The organism is Sinosporangium siamense (assembly GCF_016863435.1).
Classification (GTDB): domain Bacteria; phylum Actinomycetota; class Actinomycetes; order Streptosporangiales; family Streptosporangiaceae; genus Sinosporangium; species Sinosporangium siamense.
The window spans coordinates 121997-144724 of sequence record NZ_BOOW01000031.1 but is presented as its reverse complement, the minus strand read 5'-3'; the positions used below and the strand labels follow the sequence as shown (position 1 = coordinate 144724).

Sequence of the window (22728 nt, the reverse complement as noted above, 5' to 3'; positions counted from 1 at the left end):
GCATGCCGAAGTTCCTGGTCAACCGCCCGACCGGCAGAGTCCCGCATGTGCTGCGCCGGCCGATTTTCCGGCTCTTCTGTGAGTTCGTGCGGTCTCGTTCGCGGGCAGTAGGGCTGCCGGTGCCCCACTTCCGCGACGGATGGGTCGTCCCGATCGTGGGAGGGCAGCTCCACTACCACTACTCGCACGGGCACATCGAGCATCGGGGCGACGTCGTGCACGTCGACGGCGATCGTGTCACCTTCGCCGAGGGGGCGGAGGAGCAGGTGGACCTCGTCGTCATGGCCACCGGATTCCTGCCTTCTTATCCCTCTATCGACAGGAAACTGGTCAACTGGCCAAAAGACGCACTCAAACCATCCCTCTATCTGCACATTGTTCCGCCGGAAACGCGGAATCTCTTTGTGGTGGGAATGGTGCGCCCGATGTCCTCGCACTGGGCCATCTACGACAAGCAGGCCCACTTCATAGCCGACTACCTCACGGCGGGTGACACCACGGCCTTCGACACGGCGAAACACGGGCCGCAGCCGGACCTCCAGGCCGGAATACCCGTCTACAACTCCGACCAGTACCGCCTGATCGTCGACCGACAGGAGTACATCGACGTGCTCCGACGCCACACTCCAATGCTTAAGAGGTGACCTGATGAGCGAGCGACCGAACCCCAGGCGGCAGGACACACTCCTGCAGCGTTCCTCACTTGAGGAGCAGGTCGCGGGAAGCACGATATGCCTTCGGTTCCGCGACATCGCGGAAGAGCACCCCGATGCCCCCGCCTATTCGATACGCGCTGAGCACGGCTGGGAGACCCTGACGTTCGGCGAGGCTCGGCGTGAAGTGCTGGCCATCGCCGCGGGCTTCGTCGCGCTCGGGCTGGCGCCCGGCGACACCGTGACGTTGATGATGGTCAACCGCCCCGAGCACGTGTTAGCCGACCTCGGCGCGGTGCACGCGGGCGGCAGGCCCATCTCGGTCTATGCCACCCTCGCCCCCGAGCAGGTGACCTATATCGCGAGGGACTCCGAGGCGAAGATCGCGGTCCTGGGGGGTGAGTACGAACTGAAGCGCTGGGGGCAGGCCCTCGCCGAGCTGCCCGGCCTCACCAAGGTGATCGTGCTCGACCCCGCGGCCTGTCCCGATGACGAGCGTTTTATGACATGGGAGGAATTTGTCGCTTTAGGGAAGGAGCGTTACGACACCGACGCCCAGTCCGTCGACGAACGCTGGCGCGCCGTCAAGCCGCACGACACCCTGACCGTGCTTTATACCTCCGGCACCACAGGCAACCCCAAAGGTGTGCCGCTCTCCCACCATAGTGTCTGCTACAACGCCGCGGGCCTCGATCTCGTCTCCGACCTGCCCACCTTCGGCACACAGATTTCCTACCTCACCTATGCTCACATCGCCGAACGTGTGCTCAGCCTCTACCTGCCCCTGTTCAAGGGCTCCCACGTGCACTTCTGCCCCGATGTGACGCAACTCAGCACGGTGCTGCGCGAGGTGCGCCCCGTGTTGTTCTTCGGTGTGCCAAGAGTCTGGGAGAAGCTCATGGCGGGCCTGCTCGCCGTCATGGAGACCCAGCCCGAAGAGCAGCAGACCCAGGCCAGGGCCGCCATGGCGGCCGGTGTGCGCTTCATCGAGGCCGGTCAGAACGGCGGCACCCCGAGCGCTGAGGTCGTCGCCGCATACGAACGCGCCGACGCCGGACTGCTCTCCATCGTGCGCTCGCTGATCGGATTCGACCGGGCACGCTGGCTCGCTTCGTCCGCCGCGCCACTGTCGTCCGAGGTGCAGCGGTTCTTCGCCGGCCTCGGGATGAACGTCATGGAGGTGTACGGCATGACCGAGACCACCGGCGCCTTCACCGTGAACAGCCCGCACCGCTACAAACTCGGCTCCGTGGGCGCTGGAATGCCCGGTATCGAAATCAGGATCGCCGACGACGGCGAGATCCTGATGCGCGGCCCCATCGCCACCGCCGGCTACCTCAACCTGCCGGAGGCCACCAGTGACCTGATCGACGAGGACGGCTGGCTCCACACCGGTGACGTCGGCTCCCTCGACAACGATGGATTCGTCCGCATCCTCGATCGTAAGAAGGAAATATTCATCACCAGCGGCGGAGAGAACATCTCCCCCGCCAACATCGAGAACTATCTGAAAGAGCACCCGCTGATCGGCCAGGCCCTCGCGTACGGTGACCGCCGCCCGTATCCCGTCGCGCTCATCACGCTCGACGCCGAGGCAGCACCGGCCTGGGCCACCAACCGCGGCATCACCTTCACCGGACTCGCCGACCTCACCCAGCACCCCGACGTCCTCGCCGAGGTCACCGGGGTCGTAAACCGGGCCAACGAGCGCCTGGCTCGGGTGCAGCAGATCAAACGGTGGAAACTGCTCCCGGTCGAGTGGTCCACCGACACCGAGGAGCTGACGCCGAAGTTCTCCCTGCGCCGCCGCGTCATCCACACCAAGTACTCCGACACGATCGAACTGCTCTACGGGACCGGATAACCGCAAACGGCGAGAACGGTACGGCAGGCGCGCGCCTGCCGTACCGCCTTCCATCGGCCTTTACCGTCAGGGGCGGCTATATGCCGAGGAAGCTTTATCGCCGCCACCACTGCCCACGAGCCGGGCGACCGTACCTCCAGTTCTCACGCCTGCCGGCCACCGAAGCCGGCGGATCGACACGCTGGTAGCGGTATTCCTGGTAGGGGCCGTGCGGGCTCCAATCCCCCAGGTAGGGGCGCAGGTCGTCCGCCTCGGGCTCGGCGTCGAACCGCAGGGCGGCCAGACCACCCGGCGCCGTCGTCGGGTCGAGCTGGCGCGCCATCGACTGCGCCCACGCGATCCACTGGCGCAGATTGGCGGCCTCGTCCGCCGTGTCCACCGAGGCGGCGGCCTTCTCCAGCGCCTCGGAGAACTCCAGCAACTCGGCCGCGGCGAACCAGTCCTGCATCGCGTTGCCGAGCGTGTCCCGCCGGCGGTCCTCCAGCGCGCACTCGCGGGCCGCGGTCATCGCGGTTTCCCACATCGCGTGCCGCTCGGCCTCCTTGCGCTCCTCCGCGGCCCGCATCTCCTGCAGCTCGCGTTCGCGCTTCAGCCTGGCCTGATCGGCCGCGTTCACCCGGTGCTCAAGCTCCTTGATGACCTCTCGGACCTTGGACTCCACCTGGGTGCGGCCGCTGTCGACCCACTGGGTGCGCTCGGCGAATGCCGACTGCTGAAGCTCCAGCTTCAGCCGCCCGGAAGGCACCGAGTCGTATTCCGTGACCCTCGACCAGCCGCTCGCCCGGCGCCGCCGCTCCTCCGCGGTCGGCTCCTGCGGGACGGACTCCATCTCCTCGGAGACGTTCAGCGTCCACCGCTGCTCCTGCTTTTGCAGGTAGAACGTCACCGGGGTGCGCTTCATCGACATGATCAGTTTGTAGCCGCGCCGCTCGGCCTGCAGGGCGAGGCCCTCAAGCAGCGCCTTCACCCGCGGAATCAGCGCAGGTGTGACGCGCAGCCGGCTGCGGTCCTCTTCGATCAGCGTCGCCATGAGGCGCGGGTCGGAGGTCTCCTTACGCGTGCCGAGCCGCACGCGGTTCCAGTTGGTCTCCGGCTGCGAGTCGTTCGTCAGGAGGATGACCATGTCGCCGCGGTCGCGGCCGGTGTGACGGAGATGGAACCCCGCCGGCACCAGTCCTCGCCGCTTCGCCGCATGGATCAGCCGCCGATATGACGCGCGGGTCGTCTCGTCGGGGTTGTTCAGCCGCAGCGTGCCGCCTTCGCGCTTCAGCCTCTCCATGAGATCCTTCACCAGCACAGCAGGGCTGGTGCCGTGGTCGGCCGACAGGGCACGGGTGGCCCTCGGCAGGGAACTGTCGACCATCTCGACCGCTCGATCCGGATGGTCGGGGTGATACCCGTTCTCCAGATAGAACTGTCCCGCTTCGGTGATCTCGGCCTGCCAGATCCCGTCGCGCCGGGGCGTCTTCACGAGCCCACGGTTACGCAGGGCGTAGACCGTGTTCGCAAGGTCGGAGTTCTTCGCGGTCACAGACTCGGAGGAGGTGCCGATCCGGTCGAGAACCGCTAGCTGACGTTCGTTTAGTGCATCCCATCGCCGCATGAACACAGATCACACCCCACGGGAAATCCGCGGCAACCCAGGTAGTCACATCTGCTGACCAGAATTCGACGAGCACTTTCCAAGGGGTTCTACATATTCGCAGGTCAGAGGCCAAATGACGATTTCCAGCACATCTGGCTTCCTAACCTTGTCCTCGACTCCGCGCCGCCGCCTCCCGGGCCCCTCGTCGCCGTGGGGCCGGTTCATGCGCCGGTAGGAGCCCCGGACACCGCCGGAGACCGAGTATGGCGGATGCCGGAGCCGTCCCTCGCACCCGGGTCACGACCTTCGGGGGGCGTTCCCCGGGTGGGGGGAGACGACGAAAACCCGCTATCGCCGCAGGTCCTGGGGGCGGGATTGGCTGGGTTTGGAAAACCGTTCCGACCTGCGGTTTCCTCGGGGATTTCCGGCCTCGCAGTGGCCACTCTGACGGCCCAGTCGGTCCGGGCCCGTTTGCTTCTCGGACGGCCCTGGTTCCGGCCTCGTGGAGGAACGTCGCGTTCTCTGACGGCCCAGTCGGTCCGGGCCTGCTTGCTTCTCGGACGGCTTTGGTTCCGGCCTCGTGGAGGAACGTCGGTCCGGGCCCGTTGCCTTCTCGGATGACTTAATCGATACGCATGACTCTTGACAGGCACTCGGCGCATCGGCCGATGGCGAATTCAACTTCATCCTCGCAGACGAGCTTTTCCCGTCTGCCGCTTGGAAGCATGGCGAACAGGCCCGCCGCGCACCACCCCCGTGACCTGCGCGCACGCCGCCCCGCCACAGATCAGCGTTTAAGGAGGACAGTGTCCTTTAGGTTTTCTCCGCACCGGCGGACCGGACTCGCCGCCGTCGCCGTCGCCGTCCTGGCCGGTGTCGCCACCGCCGCACCCGCGGTCGCGGACTCACCCGCCCCGCTCCGCCTGACATTGCCTCACCCCAGCGGCGACCAGGCCATCGGCACACACTCCATGCACCTCGTGGACGAATCCCGCACCGACCCGTGGACCTCGGAAGGCCCACGCGAGCTCATGGTGAGCGTCACCTATCCCGCCAGGAAGACCGGCGGCCTCACCCGCGCCCCGCACATGCTCCCCGGCGCAGCCGCCGACTTCGACAAACACAGTGCCCCGGACTCCCTCGGCATCAATCCCGGCATCATCGACTGGGCCGGCACACGTGCCCACTCCTGGCAAGGCGCACCGGTGAAGGGGAGTGGAAAACGGCCCGTCCTCGTCTTCTCCTCCGGCTTCGCGCTGCCCCGCGCCTTCGGCACGGTCCTTGTCGAGGAACTCGCCAGCCGGGGCTACGTCGTGGTCAGCGTGGACCACACTTACGAGGCGGGCCAGGTGGAATTCCCCGACGGGCGGGTGGAACGCACCAAAGCCAAGCAGGACGACATGGAGGACATCGTCAAGTCCTTCGACACCCGGGTCGCGGACATGAAGTTCGTGCTCGACACAATCACCGACCTCGGTGAAGGGAAAAACCCCGACCGCGGAGGCCGTGCCATACCCGAAGGGTTGAGCGGGGCCCTCGACACGTCACGCATCGGCATGCTCGGCTTCTCTCTGGGAGGGGCCGCAGCCGGCCAAGTCGCCCTCGACGATAAACGTGTGGACGCGGGGGTTGACCTCGACGGCATGTTCTTCGGCACCGTCGCGAAGAAAGGCCTCGCCAAGCCCTTCCTCATCATGGGAGCGGACACCGAGTCCGACGCCACGTGGAAGGAGTTCCGGAAGAACCACCGTGGCTGGAACCGCGAACTTCGCCTCACCGGCGCCACCCACGGGTCGTTCAGCGACTTCCAGGCGCTGTTCCCCCAGATCGCCCGCAAACTCGGCCTCAACGTGCCAGACGCGGTCGGCACGGTCGACCCGAAACGTTCCATCGCCGCGCAGGGCACCTATGTGGGCGCGTTCTTCGACCTGCACTTGAAAAACAAGCCCACCCGCCTGTTCGACGGCCCCAGCCGGAAGTATCCGGAGGTGCGGCACATTCGGTGACCTCGCTTTCTCCTGGAGAATCTGGAGAAGCTGGGAAGCTGCAGAATCTGGGGAATCGCCAAACGTACGGCATGAGCAGTCGCGGGCTTGTGCCGTACGTATGGCCGTGTGCGGTGTCGACCGTCCCCCCTCGCCGTCCCGGTGAGCCGCCTGAACACGGACGGTGTCAACCGCGCTCCGCCGCACCGTCCTGGTCAGCCGCCTGGACGCGGGCCCGCTCGACCCTCGCCTGCTCCTCCCGCGTGACCACCTCCTGCGCTCGCTCCGCCGGCACGCCCACCGCGACCAGGCAGGCCAGTGCCGCATCCTGGGCGCCGGTGGTGCTCTTCCAGACGTCGTCGTTCACTGCTTGGAGCAGGCCGAGCGCCAGCGCCTCCAATGCGTAGGAGAGCGCCACAGCCGGGAGATGGGTGGAGAAGTCCCCTGATTCCTGCCCTCGCTCAAGGATCTCCGCCAGCCGCCGCCGGACCGGGACCAGCAAATCGTCCTCGGGGTGCGCGGCCAGACGGCGTGTCGCGAGATCGAGCAGGAGCCGGTAGCGATCACCGACGGGCCAGAGCGCGATGATGAAGTGGGCCAGCGCCGACAGGGGTGGCCCTTGGCCGTCCCCTGAGGCGACAAAAGCCTCTTTCAGCTCACGGTCGGCTTCCTGCTCGATCCCCGCGATCAGCGCATCTCTCGTGGGAAAGTGCCCGTAGACGGTCCGGCGCACGACATCGGCGGCACGCGCGATGTCGTCCATGCTCGCGGCCGGATCCTGTATCAGGACCTCTGTCGCCACCGCGAGAATGCGTCTCCGGTTGGAACTCGCCCGGCTCCCGACCATGTGACCCTCCTCACGCTTCCCTTCGATTTTTGCACACCCTTGTGCAACGGGGGTATTTTGCACATAGGTGTGCAATTTCGGTGAAGGGGCAACGATGACGACCAAGGACCAGATCCCGCAGCCGCCCACCACCCCGCTGCTGGGTAACATCCCGGACCTGATCGGCGACAAACCCATCCAGAAAATGTCGAAGATCGCAGAGCAGTATGGGCCGATCTTCAAGCTGGCCTTGCCGGGCCGGGACCTTCTGATCATCACGTCCCGCGAACTGGTCGCCGACGCCTGCGACGAGAAGCGCTTCACCAAGAAGGTGCACGCCCCGCTGGAGGAGATCCGCAATCTAGCGGGTGACGGCCTTTTCACCGCCTACAGCGACGAACCCAACTGGGGCAAAGCCCACCGCATCCTTATGCCGTCGTTCGGCCCCGCCGCCATGCGCGGCTACTTCGACGACATGTACGACATCGCCGATCAGATGATGACCAAGTGGGAGCGCCTCGGCCCCGACGTCGACATCGACGTGGCCGACAACATGACTCGCCTCACCCTCGACACCATCGCCTTAAGCGGCTTCGGCTATCGCTTCAACTCCTTCTACCAGCGGGAAATGCACCCGTTTGTCGACGCGATGGTGCGTTCCCTCGTGGAAGCCGGCAACCGCGATACACGTCTGCCGATCCAGAACAAGCTGATGTTCCTCCGCAACCGGCAATACACCGCGGACATCGACTATCTCCACCAGATCTGCGAACAGCTCATCAACGCCCGGCGTAAGCTGACCCCAGAGGAGACCCCCAACGACCTCCTCAACCTGATGCTCAACGCGGCCGATCCGAAAACCGGCGAACGGCTCGACGATCAGAACATCAGATATCAGATGGTCACCTTCCTCATCGCCGGCCACGAGACCACCAGCGGGCTCCTGTCCTTCGCCACTCACCTTCTTCTCGACAACCCGGACATCCTGGCCAAGGCGCAAGCCGTGGTGGACGAGGTCCTCGGTGCCGACCAGCCTCGCTTCGAGGACCTCCCCAAACTCGGCTACCTCGACCAGATACTCCGCGAAACCCTCCGTCTCTACCCCACCGCCCCCGCATTCGGCGTTTACCCCAAGGAGGACACGGTTCTGGCGAACCGCTATCCGTTACACAAAGGTCAGAGCCTGCTCATCCTCATCCCCTCCCTCCACCGCGACCCCGACGTCTGGGACGACCCCGAACGTTTCGATCCCGGCCGCTTCTCCCGCGAAGCCCGCGAGAACCTCCCCGAGAAGGCCTGGCTGCCCTTCGGCAACGGCGAACGCTCCTGCATCGGCCGCGCCTTCGCCCTCCAGGAGGCCACGCTGGTCCTGGCCATGATGTTGCAGCGTTTCACCATTTCCCGGCCCACGCCGTACACGCTTGACGTCAAAGAGACCCTCACCCTCAAGCCGGACGGACTGCTCATCCGCGCCCGTGTCCGGCAACAGGTGCGCCGTACGGCACAGCCCGCCGAGCCGGTCACGCAGAGCCTGGTGGCGGCGGGCGCCTCCCACGGCACACCGCTTCTCGTGCTGTATGGGTCGGATTCGGGGGCCTCAGAGTCGTTCGCCCGCCGCGTCGCCGGTGACGGTGCTCTGCGGGGATATACCGCTCAAGTCGCCCCACTGGACGACTACGTCGGCAAGCTGGGGGACAGCGCTCTCATCGTGGTGAGCGCCTCTTACAACGGCAAACCCCCAGAGAACGCCCGCGTGTTCGTCGAGTGGCTCGAAAGCGGCCCCTCCCTGCCGGACATGCCGTATGCCGTCCTGGGATGCGGCAGCCGTGACTGGCTCTCCACTTATCAGGCCATTCCCACCCTCATCGACACCAAGCTGGCCACGGCGGGTGCCCGCCGTCTCCTCCCCCGTGGCGAAGTGGACGCCTCCGGCGACTTCTACGGCGACTTCGACCGCTGGTACGAGCCTTTCTGGGAGACCGTCGACGCGGCGCTCGACGTGACGCCGGAAGCGGCGCCGATCGGCCCCGCCTACGACATCGACGTGGTGCCCAGCCCGGCCGTCGACCTCATCGAGCAGAACAACATGACCCTCGCCACGGTCGTGGAGAACCGCGAACTCGTCGACATGAGCTCGCCCCTGGGGCGTTCCAAACGCCACCTGGAATTCGCCTTGCCGGACGGCTTGAAATACGCCACCGGCGATTACCTGGCCGTGCTCCCGCAGAACCACCCGGCCCTGATCGAGCGGGCCGCCAGACGGTTCGGCCTCACCACCGGCATGTCGGTGGTCCTGCGTTCCAACCGCGGCCACATGGGGGCCTCCCTTCCTACCGGCGCCCCCATTCTCGTGGGCGACCTCCTCGGCCACCACGTCGAACTCTCCGCCCCCGCCACCCGCAAAGACCTCACCGTCCTTGGCGGCGAAGCGGCGGCGCTCGCCGACCGCTACGAGGAGGAGATCTACAACCGCCGGGTGAGTGTGCTCGACCTGCTTGAGCTCTATCCGTCCATCGACATCACCTTCGGCGAATTCCTCGATCTCCTTCCCGCCATGCGCACCCGCCGCTATTCCATCTCTTCCTCACCTCTCCAAAACCCCACCCGGGCCGGCCTGACCGTCGCCATCGTCAACGCCCCAGCGTTGTCGGGCATCGGGCAATTCCACGGCATCGCCTCCAACTATCTGTCCGGGCTCACCGTCGGCGCCCAGGTCCCCGTCGACGTGCGCTCCCCCAACGTGCCCTTCAACCCGCCGGCCGACAACGCCACCCCCGTGATCATGATCGCCGCCGGCAGCGGCCTCGCCCCGTTCCGAGGTTTCCTCCAGGAACGCGCCGCCCGCGAGACCGCAGGTGACAAAGCCGGTCCCGCCCTGCTCTTCTTCGGCTGCGACCACCCCGATGTGGACTACCTTTACCGCGACGAACTGAGCGCCTGGGAGCAGGACGGCATTGTCACCGTCCTGCCCGCCTTCAGTGAATACGAGAACGACCACACCTTCGTCCAAGACCGTGTCTGGGCCGAACGCGACAGAATCGCCGGCCTCTTCCGCCAAGGCGCCGTGGTCTACGTCTGCGGCGACGGCAAGAACATGGCTCCCGCCGTACGCGAAACCCTGGTGCGCATCTATCGCGAGGCCACCAAGTGCACCGAATCTGAGGCCGCCGCCTTCGCCGCCGACGTCGAAGCCCGCGGCCGATATGTGGCAGACGTGTTCAGCTAGGCGATAACCGCTACCGGCCCTGGGGCGCGCGAGACTCAGGTCCGGTGGCTCGACTTTGCCTTCCTTCTAATGGCATTCCCGACCTCCGAAACCACGCCCCCGATCACCTCCACAACCCCGTGAGCTCCAGCGCCTCTGCGGGATCGGCGGCATAAAAAACACCCTCGACAGCCTGCCCCCGGCCGTCGGACACCCGCCATCCCCCGAGCTGCACCACAGGCACCCGCCCCTTACGCATGGCCAACGCCACCTCCGACAACGTCCCCCAGGACCCCCCCACCACAATCACGGCGTCCCCCGAATCCACGAGGACGCTGTTGCGCGCCTCACCCATCCCCGTGGGAATGACCACGGTGAGATCGGGATTGGCCCCTTCTCGATCGTCCCGCGACAGAACGCCGACCACCGTGCCCCCCGCCCCCTTGGCCCCGGCCGCCACCGCCGCCATCACCCCCGAATATCCCCCGCACAACACCACGGCACCCCGCTCGGCCAGCAACCGCCCCACCTCAAAGGCAGTTCGCCATTCTCTCTCCGAACAATCCCGCGGCCCGCAAACCGCCACCTGAACAACCACGTGCGCCGGCCTCCCGTTCAGTGAGTACGGCAGGCGCCGCACTCACCGAACTCTAGAAGTCCTGGCCCGCTTCCCCCGGCTCATAGGCAACCGAATCAAGGCGGGCGCGTCGACCTCCCGTCCGGCTCCCGGCTCCGTTGGCAGCGCTGTTCGCCGCCGCCCATATCGGCCGTCCGGTCCCCCGTTCGGCGAGCACAGCAGGCGCCGCACTCACCGAACCTTTGCGTTTCGGATAGGCGACCCGCCGTAACCACTCCAGCCGCGCACTCACATACGCGGTGTACTCCTCGTCGTAAGACATCCGTCTCTCTCGGCCAACCTGCCCCCGACTAGATGCCATCGACGAGCCAAAGCGTTGTCAACCGAGCCGACAAACTCCCAACGAACGCCTAGGACGACGGGAAGTGTCCTCCTCCCGTTCCCCCACCAACCCCGTACGCGGGCACCCGAGCCCCGGCGTGGTCTACCGCGCTCCCAGTGCTACGGCACGAGCCCTCGCGTGGGCACCAAAGAAAGTACCTCACGACGACCCGGCGATTTGAAGGGCGAGCTGGGTGCGGTCACGCAGCCCAAGCTTCCGCAGAATGCTGGAGATATGGTTCTTCACCGTCCTCGGTGATGAACAGCCGAGCCGCGATCTCCCGGTTCGAGGCCCCCGCCCCGACCAGCCGTGCGACCTCCAGCTCCCGCTCGGTCAGCCGCGCTGTGGGAGCCCCGACCAGCTCCGCCACCAACCGCCCAGCAGCTGCATCACCAAGTACGGTCTCCCCCCGTGCCGCCTTCCCGATGGCCGCCACCAACTCCTCCGGCGGAATGTCCTTGAGGAGATAACCCACAATGGCCAAGCGAGCCCCCGACAGGAGCAGAGCAGGTCACGCCGAGAGTTCTGCTTTCAGTCGGTCGCGGAACTCACGGACCTGGACAGTGGAACTGTAAGGCTCCAACGCGGTGACGAAACGGCGGAGTGACGCTGTAAGGCGAGCCGACGTGAGAGACCTGGCTCCCAGAACGACTGGCTCCACATCGGTGAGAGCCTGCTCAACATCTCCCGCCCCCAGACGGGCACTGGCGAGCTGCAACCGGGTGAACTGCACAGCCCGCGTGCGTGTGTTCTCGAACGAGGCGACAGATTCGCCAGCGCACTCGAGGGCCCGCCGGTAGTGTCCGAGCCGCCCCCAGACGCTAGCCGCCTCGGAGAGATACCATGCCGTGTCGAAAGACACGCCCCACCCCAAGTCACGGTCATCTCGTTCGAGAATTCGCTCAGCCTCACCGAGCAGACGCTCAACCTCACTGTCGCTCCTCACCGCGCTGAACCCCGTGCCCGGTTGACCGGCCATGGCAAGTGCCTGAGCATGCAGAACGAGCCCCCTGGCGGTCACTGCAGGTGGAACCCCCGGCCTCCGCGCACTTTCCAAGCCGGCGTGGGTCAAGCGCTGCGCCCAGCGGCGTTCGTCCAGACGGAATGCCTGCATGGCCATGCGTTCAAGCACTCGTACCGAGGTCACACTGTCCCCACTAGCCTTGGCCAGACTGAGAGCCTGCCCGAAGTGCTGCTGCGCTTGGCCATGCCGTTCCATGTCGAACGCTGTCCATCCCGCCAGGCTGGTCATACGCGCGGCGGCCGAGAGAAGCCGACGTCCCACCTCGTCGTTGAAACTCCCCTTGAGCAGTGGCGCGACGGTCCCCTGGAGATACTCCACAACCGCGGGTCGAACCAGGCCGGCGCCGAACTGCGAGTCCATTCGTTTGAACGCGATCACGGCTTCGTCGATACGAACGGCATCGCTGAATCCGACCTTGGCCCCGCCGCCACTCTGCGATGTCGTGCTCGGGGGCGCGTCGTGAACGTAGGACAGCAGCCATTCGCCCAGTGCCGACGGCATGAACGGCATGGCGGCAAGCAACGCTCGACGGTTGGGTTCCATCTCACTCCTCCACAGACTGATCGCTTCCTCAATGACCGACTCCATGCCAGTTGAACGGATCTGGCCGCGAGTGGGCACGGCCACTTCGAGCAGCAGGCCCAGCTCCCCCAACTCGACACCCAGAACAGCCGCGATCTTGGGCCAGTAGAAGACACGTATCCCCTGCTGGCCCCGCTCCCAGCGAGCCCAGGTCGTGGTGGTGACGCCCACAGCTTCCGCAGCCGACTGTTGAGTGAAGCCCTGATGGCGCCGCCTATTGACGAGGTGCATCCGTGGTACGTCGGTCATCGACCCGCTCTCCCTCCTTGGTCTTCAGCCGAACACAGAGTGTGAGGAGTGACTAGAGGAACGTAGCGACACGGCGGAAAACGACTGGCAAACGACCACAGCGTCCAGTCGCGACCACGAAGTTGTCGCGTCTCGTCTCTCCCCCGCAGCAGACGGGCGGAGTCCCCCAACGCCTAGCATCCCGGCCTCCCCGCCACGCTGCTCCACGGGTTCTCTGGAACTGTCCGCGAAACCAGAAGCACGGGAGCAAAGAGCTCATGTCGACAACGCACGCGCCGTCCACCACCGCACCAGAATCCACCTCGATCTGCCCACACCTCGAAGAGGACACAAAGGACCATGCGGAACTCATCGCCGAACTCTGCGACCTGCCCGACCAGGCCACGGTGGTGACCATGGGAGGAGGGGCCGAGATACTCGCTGCGCTCCTTCTGTCGCACCCCACGTGCAAAGGGGTCCACCTCGAGTTCGACGAGGAGATCGCCGACGCCTGGGCACTCTTGACCGCCTGCGGTGTCGCCGAGCGCTGCGAACTCCAAACCGCGCGAATGTACGCGGCACCACCCACCGCCCACCTCTACATCGTCGCTGATGTCTCGCAATCCGACCACTGCACCAGTGGCGACGTCATCGATTTCGTCGACACCGTCTCAGCGGTGATGCCGAAGGGCTCCTGGCTGGTCATTCTCGACACCATGCGAGACGACCCCGCCCCAGGCCGCCCCGCTTCGTGTGACTGCGAGGAGCTCTGCTTCTGCCTCGTCTCCCGACCGCATCCGCCTACCCAGCCAGGCCAGGAGTGGTCGCTCGCGGAGTACCTCCACGTGCTGAGCCCCCTGGGTCTCCGAATCAACTCCGTCAGACACCCGAGCCCGAGCTACGTGCTGCTGGCCTTGGACAGCACCGAGGAGCCCGCCGGCTTCTCGACCCCAACGCCGATCACACGGACACGCCTCTATCCGAACACCCCCCGAGACGAAAGGCCCGTAGGCACCGTCTCCCCGGACAAGTAGTACCCGGGACCATCACCGGCCTGACCTCAGACAATGCCGTGATCGGGCTTGTCCCACCGCCGACACATCGGACTGGAGAAGCCCGAAGGTGGACGGACTGATCATCATCCCTATGTCTCCGTCTTGCGCGGCTCGACAGAAACCACCTTCCGTATCCACCTACTAAACGGGGGCTAGGGGCATACATGGAAGCACTCGGCGCTTGAAGGGCACGCGTCCCACGCCGGAACCACGTAGCCGCTCGACTTTGCCGCAGCCCCCAGTGGGTGACGGGCGTGCCCGTCCCACGACGGCACCTATGCACGAAGGCCCATCAACACAAGCGGGTACTCCCTGTTTGCGGCCATCCCGCAAACAGGGAGTACCCGCCTCACGAAACAGCTTGCCTCCGTCATCTACTCTGAAATGTCACCGCGATGGAGCCGGCGGTTGAGTTGCCACACCGCCTGCCGACCCATCAAGTGATCAGGACGTGGCCGGCTCGGGGTCAGCCCAGCCCGGCCACGTCCCTCACCCAGTCGCTCCATAGCTGCACCGCCAAGAGCAGGAACTGCACGCCGATCATCATCACGTGCCGTTTGGCCTCGGGGTCAGGCTCATCAGGATCGATGGCCATATCACAACCTTTCTGTTTGATGTCGCCCGGGAGAAGTTCCGGTCGGCCCTCGCGACCGGACCAGGCACCGCTGTGACCGCTACGAAGGATCAGCGGCTTGGAGGAGCAAAGCTGCGTCGGCATGTCGCCCTGCGGCGACTAGGACCCTTGCCACCTGGAGTACCTCCTTTGCGGGTCGCCCGCCCGCATAGTGCAAGATCGCGTCAGCGGCGTCCACCAAGCCCCCTGACCTGCAGGCGTCTACCGCATCCATGACCTCCGATGGGGAGCACCGGCTTCCGACCGAGTGCAGCAGCACGCGGACCCTGGCCAAGTCCTCGCTCAGCAGCCGTTGAACTACCTGGCCTCCCACCTCCATCACCGCCTCCACATTGCGGCGCCGGTCCCCATATTTATGGGGGACCGGCGCCTTGCCGCGTGCCGCTCCCCCCACAAACTCTGCCTCGCCGATCAGGAGCCGCCCACCGTGTCCGTTGCCCGACGAACGACTCAGCTGGCCGACCTGTTTAAATGACGCTTGCCCGTCGTACTCTCCTTGGCTCATCCTGCAGTTCGCACAGAGCGGGAATGTGATTGCGGCTTCAGAGTGAGCTCTGCGCAACTCTTCTTCGCTGAAGGGAATATTGGGCTGACCTGCAGAGATAGCCAAGTCGTACAATTTCAGACACAGGGCCAGTTCGGGAATACGGCGAGCGCTGAGGTGACCAGAGAGTGTTGAACGATGCATGTGCAGGCATCGCGCGATTTCTGTGAACGTGTAGTCGGGCATGAGCGCACAGAGCGCACGCAGCATTTCGGCTAATCGATGGCGCTCGGGAGACTGTTGCGGATCCAGCGCACTCGTCAGCTCATGTCGTTTGGGCAAGAGACCCCTCCCTCTTCTCCTATGTATCGCGAGGTCGAGCCCTCCACCAGAGTCGACTCCGGCTCCTGCCACCAGATGACACCGTACAGTTTTGGGCTCTCTCACGATTTTGCCCGGGATCATCCTGCCATACAACCACGGCACCACCACCGCTATACAGGCTCCAATGCGCCGCAACTAGGGGAAGCGCCCCTGCCGCACTTGACTGCTGCTATGCCTCTGGTCCTGCACGCGACCGCCTCCACCGTCACCGACCTGCGGAAATACCTCCCACTGTTGACTTTTGGCCGCGAACAGCATCCGCACTTGCAGACAAAAGGCACAACGATGCAAAGTAGGGTGGTCAGACAGGCCATCAACTGCACTAGGCGCCTGCGTGGTCGGGACCTCCCTTGACTACACAGCGCTAGGGCGATCCTTCCAACCTCCGTGAAAGGACTTGATGCCAATGACCACCCTGCCCGACTGGCAAGACGCGAAGCTAGGCACGATGAAGCGGGCCGCACTGTGGCTGCTCCATGAGGTCGGCATCGGCAACTCCTTCACGAAGGAGCAGCTGCGTGACGCCTTCCCCGGCGTCGCACAGGTCGACCGGCGTATGCGTGATCTCCGAGACTTCGGGTGGAGAATCGACACCAACCGCGACGACGCGACTCTGCTGGCAAATGAGCAACGCTTCGTCACTGAGGGAGACCCCGTCTGGGAGCCGGGCAAGGCGACCAAGAAGAGAGAGGCCCACTCCCTCACCGCAGCTCAGAGGCGTGACCTGCTCACTCGGGACGGACACCTCTGCCGCTCATGCGGGGTACCTGCCGGCCATCCGTACAGCGGGACGTACGAAACCGCGCAGCTCGACGTTGCCCGCCGTACCGTTGTCCTCCGTGACGGCACCGAGAGCACTCAACTTGTCATTGAGTGCAACCGATGCCGAGTTGGGGGGCGCGAGTTGACAATGGACCTCCGAACGGTCTTGAAGGCTCTCGAGCGACTGCCCGAGCTCGATCGGCGCTTCCTCCGGGCATGGGTAGATGCGGGTTATCGGGACTTCAGCGAGGTGGAGGAACTCTGGGCCAGCTACATCACCTTGCCGGCGGAGGCTCGAGAGAAGTTCCGAGACGCCCTCGGATAGTCGCATGCCTTATCGCCTGTGGGTCCCCTGTTTCCCTCTTCTTGTCTGCCACTAGGAGGCCGGGCAGTCCGGGGCATGGCGCGTGGTCGGCATACCGGCAATCCGGCAATCCGGCAATCCGGCAATCCGGCAATCCGGCAACGAAGCCGAGACTTGAAGTCTTCGGTCGGGCAATGTCATGGAGCGCACTAGAAACGGAGTCCTGCACCAGTTGCGGGCGGAGGAATTTTAAGGAGACATAGTGATGGATTTCGGATCTCCGCCGGGGGCGAGCGAAACCCGATCCTTGATTGAGCAGCGCATTCGCGAGGTCCTCAATCTGGGCGGGCTTCAGGAGTCACTGACGATCGAATGGCGCGGCCAGCCGCGACACGTTGAGGTGATCGACATCCCGGTGGAATCTCTCTACTACAACCCCGCCACCCACAGGATTCGCGCCCAGCGCAGCTTCGATTCAGAAAGAGAAGCAGAGCTTCTCTCCGACCCTTGGTCTGATGTAAGCCAGGATTATCTAGCACACCTTCTCAAGTCGCTGCCAGCGGATCCGGCAAAGGAAGACCCGACTTTCATAGAGCTGAAGGAGAGCCTCAAGGAGTTCAGACAGAACGAGCCGGGTCTGGTCACACGCGACGGCATCCTTGTCAATGGCAACACACGATGCGCAGCTCTCCGGGAGTTGGGTGTCAGGAGTATACGCGTCGGTGTCCTGCCAGAGTCGTGCACCTGGGCGGACATCAGCACTGTTGAGTTGTCGTTGCAGCTGCGCAAGGAACACAAACGAGATTACTCCTATATCAACCACCTCCTGGCCATAGATGGACAGGTCGCGTCTGGACGCCCTATCGAGGATATCGCCCGCGAGTTCAGGATGCAGAAGCGGACGGTAGAACGCGACATGTGGGTTCTTGCCACCCTGCGCGACCTGGTGGTGCGCAGCAAGGCGGATGGCGCCCAGTTGCGATTCATGGACTTTGAAGACAGCAAAGAGAAGCTAGCTGAACTTCACCGCCACTATATGATAGAACTCGAAAAAAATAGGGATAAAGCTGATCTCCTCAAGGAGAACCGGCTCGCGGCGATTGTGATGGAGTTCTCCAAGACAGATATCCGTTACATCGAGGCCGACTTCCGGATACGCTACCTCGACAAACTGCTTCCCGAGTCATTGAAGACCTCCGGAGCGGCAACCACTACCGTCATCCCCGGGCTAAACAGGACAGTCCGGTCTTCGGGAGCGGTAGTAACCGAGGCCAAGCTATTCACCGATACCCTCCTAAAGGCCAAGGCGGTAGCTAAATCCAGCAGCCAGGAGCTAGCAGGCAAGGGGGATGAAGCGAAACGTGTGCTCGCAGATGCTAAGTCCGCTATGGATGAAGCTCTCACTCCGGCGGGTCGCGATGCACGGATTCAAAAGAAGCGGCAAGCGGCCCCTGATCGTATCAACGACGCATGCGCTGACCTCGAGCAATGCATCACCGATCTCTCGCTTGCTCGAGCATCGAGAAGCCTTGACGAGGACGCATTCGACGAGGCTGTCATGAAGCTCCGTGCTGTTATGAGCAAGCTCGCCACCGAGTCTGCCCGCAGCATCAAGGTCCGTGGCGAAGGTGTGACCTGGCTGTTGGATGCGGTAGGTAAGGAAAGCTAATGCCTCTCAGCCAGGCCTCGCTGGCGATCGCGTTCGATGTAACACGGACCAAAGCTGTTCTCCGTGTGCTCCCCCAGCATATGAACGATCTCACCCAGTTGGCTGCGCACTTCCCACACAGCACACGCCGGGGTCCACTTGTGGTGGAGATGGAGCTTGACGGCTTCCTCGCCGGCATCGACGCGCTCGCAACGTGGCCGGCGCATGAGAGCGTGCAATGGGAAGACGAGTTAGTGCAACTTGTCCAAGGCGTGCTCGACGATGCCGAGATCGCCGAGCGCCATCTTCTGAACAACGGCAGCAGTCCAGCAGCTGACGAGGTTCAGCCGGGCGAGATTCTTTCTCTGCTTGGTTCCGGGTGGGTAGCGGACTTGACTCCCTTCCAGATGCGGGATGTCGCTCGTCTACTAACCCTTAGACATGGTGCCAACTTCAGCGTCCCAGGTGCTGGGAAGACTCGTGTGGCCCTAGCTGTGTTTTCGGCGATGCGCAAACAGAACCTAGCGCGGCGCGCTCTCGTAGTAAGCCCCAAATCGGCTTACGAGTCGTGGCATTTCGAGAGTGCGTTCTGTTTCGATGAGCCCCTCCGGAGCCACGTCATGGACAAGGCTCCGGAACCTGGCGCCGAACTTCTGATCGTCAATTACGAGCGTTTGGGCAGGTCCTTGGGCAGTCTAGCTTCCTGGCTGCGCGCAGCACCTTCTATGATGATCTTAGATGAGGCTCATCGTATGAAGCTTGGCGCCAAGGGCACTTACGGTTCAGCGTGCCTTTCTCTCGGTCCTCTGGCACCGCGGCGGCTCATTCTGACCGGAACTCCGGCTCCCAACGGAGCGCGTGACCTCGAGAGCCTGCTGTCCTTCGTCTGGCCTGGCCACGGCCGCCGAGTTGTGAACGATGCGGTCAGGGGCGGAGATCTCGCCTACGCCAGCGCGGCGCTCCGCCCACTCTTCGTGAGAACTACCAAGAGCGAGCTCGGGCTTCCCCCCTACGAGCCAAAGATCCGCTACGTCAGCCTCCCGCCGCTCCATCGGGAGATCTACGACGCTTTGAGAAGTCGCTACTCAGCGCGCGCCATAGCCTCTCGAGACCAGCTCGACACTCTGGGCCGGACTGTACTCCGGCTTCTCATGGCAGCGATCACGCCAGCGCTTCTGATCGAGGGCACAAGTCGCTACGAACCGCTTGCGTACCAAGTGCCCCCGCTGCAGGTCTCAGAACAGGATTCGCTCTACAACTTGCTCCAGAACCTGACGAGCTACGAGGTAGCTCCGAAGTATCAAGAGACACTTGCCATCGTAGAGAAGAACGCATCTCTCGGTCGCAAGACTTTGGTGTGGTCGACCTTCGTACGAAGCCTGACCTCGCTCCAAGCCCTCCTCTCCCCCTACAAGCCAGCTCTGGTGCATGGCGGGGTACCGGACCGTGAGGAGGAGATCAGGCGTTTCCGGGAAGATCCCGATTGCATGGTCCTGTTGTCAAACCCCGCGACTCTTGGTGAAGGTATCAGCCTGCACCAAGTCTGCCATGACGCTGTGTATGTGGATCGAGACTTCATGGCGGGCCGGTTCCTGCAGAGCTTGGACCGTATCCATCGGCTCGGATTGCCGAGCGATGCCGAGACGCGGGTGACGATCCTCGCGACCAGGGAAACCATCGACGAGACTGTCGCCGAGCGGCTCGAAGCGAAGCTTCAGTTCATGGGACAGATCCTGGACGATCCGGACGTACAGCAGCTTGCTGACTTGGACGAGGAGCCCTCGGTGGCAAGCGGGATGGATATGAATGACGTCCAGGCCTTGCTCAGCCATTTGACCACGCCCCCTAGACAACTGAAGGAGGGCCTCAGCATGCCATAGCGGTGCACCGATACGGCATGAACGCTCCCTGGGCTGCGATGTCGCAGTCCAGGCAGCTACGTCGGCAGCTTTCGGCAACCCTAGCTATCGGACTGCCTCGACACCGATATAGTGGCCGTTCATTTGTTCGAAGGTTGTTTCTAGGGTGCTGCCAGTACAGCTATGGTGCTTGTGGGCGGTATCGGCGCACCCGGCTGGAGGAGGTTTGCATGCCGGAGCAGGGCCGGGTGTACACGTCGGTCGAGATCTGCGCCGGCGCGGGCGGCCAAGCTCTAGGTCTGCACAACGCTGGGTTCCGCCACCGGGCTCTCATCGAGTTCGACCCTCACGCCTGCAGGACCTTGGAGAGCAACCTGGACAAGCTCGGCGGGGCGGAGGTGTGCAAGGTCCATGAGCTGGATCTGAAGAACTTCACCAGGCGACCCAAGACCCGGCAAGAGCAGTTCGATATTGAGGACCTAGGCTTCGAGCCTGGAGAGATCACCTTGCTGGCGGGGGGTGTGCCATGCCCTCCATTCTCACTCGCTGGTAAACAACTAGGGCGCGACGATGAGCGTGATCTATTCCCCGTAATGCTTGATATGGCCGAGGCGCTTCAGCCGCGCGCCATCATGATCGAAAACGTCCGCGGCCTTCTCGAACCCAGCCACAGGTTCGCTGGGTACCGCGCCGAGATAATCAGAACACTCAGCATGATGGGATACGTATCAAGCGAGTGGGCTCTGGTAGAGGCTCGTAACTTCGGAGTTCCACAACTCAGGCCACGGGCTATCCTTATTGCTATCCGCGAGGAAGACTCCCCGTACTTTTCGAAAGAACTTCCCAAGGGTGACCCTAAAAACGTTGTAACGGTCGCCGAGGCGCTCAAAGAGTCGATGCATCAACGACTTAAAGCCCTCGGATCTGAGGGCAAGAGACTCTATAAGCAGTGGCTTGAGAAGGCTGAGAGTGGGTCTATCGCACCTACTCTTGTAGGCGGCTCAAAGAAGCACGGCGGCGCAGACCTCGGCCCGAGCAGGGCTAAGAAGGCTTGGGAAGCACTAGGTATCGACGGCCATGGCGTAGCTGACGAAGAGCTCAAGGACAAGGCGCGCGACCTGCTCGGAGAGCGTGGAATCAAGCTCACTGTGAGCCAAGCGGCTATCATCCAAGGCTTCCCGCCCGATTGGGAGTTCTCCGGCAGGAAGACTGCAGCCTACCGCCAAGTCGGAAATGCCTTCCCCCCTCCAGTAGCGGAGGCTATGGGACGGGCGATCATCGAAGCACTACGTCGCTCTGATGCCAAGGAAGAGCCGCCTGTTTCTGCCGATCCGGCCAACGTCAAGCCCGACGAGCAGATGTCACTGCTTGAGGTTGAAAAGGAGTTCGTGTCGGCGTAGTGCAACTTCGTCTCTGACTACTTGCGCGCACTCCTCGGCTGGCTGGTGCTCCCAAAACCTGATCACTTTCCAGCCAGCCTCAACTAGGCGGGCATCGGTATCCAGGTCCCTTTGCATATTGCGACCAATTTTGTCGCGCCAGTACTCCGGATTTGTCTTCGGAGGAACAAAGTGGGAAGGGCAGCCGTGCCAAAAGCAACCATCAATGAAAATGGCCAAGCGGATTGGGCGGAACACAATGTCTGCGGTACGCCTCATGGAGGGGAGTGGCTTGGCCGCGACACGGTAGCGCAGCCCACTGGCATGTAGGAGTGACCGGAGCAGGAGCTCTGGCGAGGTGTCACGATTACGATTCCCCAGCATGCTGCGCCTGTTCGCGGCAGATGAAGCCCACGAACCCTCAGGTGGCGACCACGCCTCCGGCTTAGATTTCTGCTTGCTCATCGCCTTGAGAGTCTACTGACCCTATGCATGCGAGACCCGGGTTCCGCCGGGTTGCGATGGATTCAGCCCCCGTCACGCCGGTCAGGAACATAAGGCCTGGGTTGGGCAGCCGACAGGGGCTAAAGATCTGCGTTAGCCATTGCTCGCGTCTTCGTAGGCGCGGCGGAAGGCTTCCAGGAAGACTTCTACTGGTTGGGCGCCGGAGATGCCGTAGGTTCGGTCCACTACGAAGAAGGGGACGCCTGTGGCGCCCAGGTTGCGGGCGGCTTCGATGTCGGCTTCTACGTCGGCTCGGTAGGCGTCGGTGTTGAGGACTCGGGTGGTTTCGGGTTCGGGGACGCCGGCTTCGGCCAGGAGGCGGATCAGGGTTGAGTGGTTGGAGAGGTCTTCGCCGTCGATGAAGTAGGCCTTGAGTAGGCGTTCCCAGGTTGGGGCTTCGGCGCCTAGGGACTTGGCCAGGTGGATCAGGCGGTGGGTGTCAAAGGTGTTGACGTTGCGGGCGCGGGTGTAGTCGATTTTGAGGCCCTCTTCCGCGCCTATGGCGGTGACGCGGTCGAGCATGGGCTGGATGGCGGCTTCGCCTCCGTACTTGCGGCCCAGGGCTTCGTGGACCGGTTCGGAGATGCCCACCGGGTAGGTGGGGTCGAGTTGGAAGCTGCGCCATTCGACTTCCACCTCGTCGGCGTGGTCGAACTGTTCTAGGGCTTGCTCGACGCGGCGCTTGCCGATGTAGCACCAGGGGCAGACGACGTCGGACCAGATTTCGAGTTTCATGAGGAGGCTCCTTCCGAGGTCGGGACGGTGCAGACGCCGTCCGCGCAGGCTTCCGCGACTGGGGTTCCC

The 22728-nt window shown here is 63.8% G+C and carries 16 protein-coding genes and 1 pseudogene; 9 read left to right on the top strand and 8 right to left on the bottom strand.

Going from position 1 to position 22728, the window contains the following annotated elements; translation table 11 throughout:
* Positions 1 to 2 precede the first annotated feature (2 nt).
* Both Ssi02_RS24855 and Ssi02_RS24850 read left to right on the top strand, forming a co-directional pair.
* Positions 3 to 644 (top strand): NAD(P)/FAD-dependent oxidoreductase, encoded by a 642-nt coding sequence (locus Ssi02_RS24855; RefSeq protein WP_204029786.1) that lies wholly within the window; start codon positions 3 to 5, stop codon positions 642 to 644.
* Positions 645 to 648: 4 nt separating this feature from the next.
* A complete protein-coding gene (locus tag Ssi02_RS24850; RefSeq protein WP_204029784.1) occupies positions 649 to 2517 on the top strand; it encodes an AMP-dependent synthetase/ligase in 1869 nt (622 codons plus the stop codon).
* Positions 2518 to 2611: 94 nt separating this feature from the next.
* On the opposite strand, the gene Ssi02_RS24845 is transcribed toward Ssi02_RS24850, so the two are convergent.
* Positions 2612 to 4120: a hypothetical protein gene (locus tag Ssi02_RS24845; protein WP_204029782.1), complete on the bottom strand. Its 1509-nt coding sequence runs from the start codon at positions 4118 to 4120 to the stop codon at positions 2612 to 2614.
* A 788-nt stretch (positions 4121 to 4908) separates the two neighbouring features.
* Between Ssi02_RS24845 and Ssi02_RS24840 the strand changes: the two genes are divergently transcribed.
* On the top strand, positions 4909 to 6108 hold the full coding sequence (locus tag Ssi02_RS24840) for an alpha/beta hydrolase family protein (protein ID WP_239129573.1): 1200 nt from the start codon (positions 4909 to 4911) through the stop codon (positions 6106 to 6108).
* A gap of 166 nt (positions 6109 to 6274) precedes the next feature.
* Here the strand turns inward: Ssi02_RS24840 and Ssi02_RS39420 are convergent, their stop codons facing one another.
* Complete coding sequence (locus tag Ssi02_RS39420; RefSeq protein WP_204029777.1) at positions 6275 to 6934, bottom strand: TetR/AcrR family transcriptional regulator; 660 nt, start codon at positions 6932 to 6934, stop codon at positions 6275 to 6277.
* A gap of 94 nt (positions 6935 to 7028) precedes the next feature.
* Here Ssi02_RS39420 and Ssi02_RS24830 point away from each other — a divergent pair, with 94 nt between their 5' ends.
* Positions 7029 to 10139, top strand: a complete 3111-nt coding sequence (locus tag Ssi02_RS24830; protein ID WP_204029775.1) for a bifunctional cytochrome P450/NADPH--P450 reductase — start codon at positions 7029 to 7031, stop codon at positions 10137 to 10139.
* 103 nt (positions 10140 to 10242) lie between these two features.
* Here Ssi02_RS24830 and Ssi02_RS24825 read toward each other — a convergent pair whose 3' ends face one another.
* The 3 genes and pseudogenes from Ssi02_RS24825 to Ssi02_RS24815 all read right to left on the bottom strand — a co-directional run bounded on the left by Ssi02_RS24825 (position 10243) and on the right by Ssi02_RS24815 (position 12932).
* A complete protein-coding gene (locus Ssi02_RS24825; protein WP_239129623.1) occupies positions 10243 to 10704 on the bottom strand; it encodes a TIGR00725 family protein in 462 nt (153 codons plus the stop codon).
* Between the two features lie 532 nt (positions 10705 to 11236).
* Positions 11237 to 11582, bottom strand: a pseudogene (locus tag Ssi02_RS24820) (LuxR C-terminal-related transcriptional regulator); the annotation flags it as partial.
* 6 nt (positions 11583 to 11588) lie between these two features.
* A complete protein-coding gene (locus tag Ssi02_RS24815) occupies positions 11589 to 12932 on the bottom strand; it encodes a helix-turn-helix domain-containing protein (protein WP_204029771.1) in 1344 nt (447 codons plus the stop codon).
* A 257-nt stretch (positions 12933 to 13189) separates the two neighbouring features.
* On the opposite strand from Ssi02_RS24815, the gene Ssi02_RS24810 reads away from it, so the two are divergent.
* A complete protein-coding gene (locus Ssi02_RS24810; protein ID WP_204029770.1) occupies positions 13190 to 13945 on the top strand; it encodes a hypothetical protein in 756 nt (251 codons plus the stop codon).
* Between the two features lie 487 nt (positions 13946 to 14432).
* Here Ssi02_RS24810 and Ssi02_RS39415 read toward each other — a convergent pair whose 3' ends face one another.
* The gene (locus Ssi02_RS39415) at positions 14433 to 14561 is read right to left on the bottom strand and encodes a hypothetical protein (RefSeq protein WP_275410742.1); all 129 of its coding nucleotides are present in this window, start codon (positions 14559 to 14561) and stop codon (positions 14433 to 14435) included.
* Between the two features lie 1313 nt (positions 14562 to 15874).
* Here Ssi02_RS39415 and Ssi02_RS24805 point away from each other — a divergent pair.
* The 4 genes from Ssi02_RS24805 to Ssi02_RS24790 all read left to right on the top strand — a co-directional run bounded on the left by Ssi02_RS24805 (position 15875) and on the right by Ssi02_RS24790 (position 21441).
* Positions 15875 to 16555, top strand: a complete 681-nt coding sequence (locus tag Ssi02_RS24805; protein WP_239129570.1) for a KpnI family restriction enzyme N-terminal domain-containing protein — start codon at positions 15875 to 15877, stop codon at positions 16553 to 16555.
* Positions 16556 to 16799: 244 nt separating this feature from the next.
* On the top strand, positions 16800 to 18203 hold the full coding sequence (locus Ssi02_RS24800) for a ParB N-terminal domain-containing protein (RefSeq protein ID WP_239129568.1): 1404 nt from the start codon (positions 16800 to 16802) through the stop codon (positions 18201 to 18203).
* Positions 18203 to 20062, top strand: coding sequence for a DEAD/DEAH box helicase (locus Ssi02_RS24795; protein WP_239129558.1), 1860 nt, complete (start codon positions 18203 to 18205; stop codon positions 20060 to 20062). Before Ssi02_RS24800 ends, Ssi02_RS24795 begins: the two co-directional genes overlap by 1 nt.
* 209 nt (positions 20063 to 20271) lie before the next feature.
* Positions 20272 to 21441 carry a DNA cytosine methyltransferase gene (locus Ssi02_RS24790; RefSeq protein ID WP_204029768.1) on the top strand — a complete coding sequence of 390 codons (1170 nt, stop codon included), beginning with the start codon at positions 20272 to 20274 and terminating at the stop codon, positions 21439 to 21441.
* Here Ssi02_RS24790 and Ssi02_RS24785 read toward each other — a convergent pair.
* Positions 21403 to 21885: a very short patch repair endonuclease gene (locus tag Ssi02_RS24785; protein ID WP_204029766.1), complete on the bottom strand. Its 483-nt coding sequence runs from the start codon at positions 21883 to 21885 to the stop codon at positions 21403 to 21405. The two genes, Ssi02_RS24790 and Ssi02_RS24785, sit on opposite strands and share 39 nt — an antisense overlap.
* A gap of 132 nt (positions 21886 to 22017) precedes the next feature.
* Positions 22018 to 22659: a DsbA family oxidoreductase gene (locus tag Ssi02_RS24780; protein WP_204029764.1), complete on the bottom strand. Its 642-nt coding sequence runs from the start codon at positions 22657 to 22659 to the stop codon at positions 22018 to 22020.
* Positions 22660 to 22728: the final 69 nt, after the last annotated feature.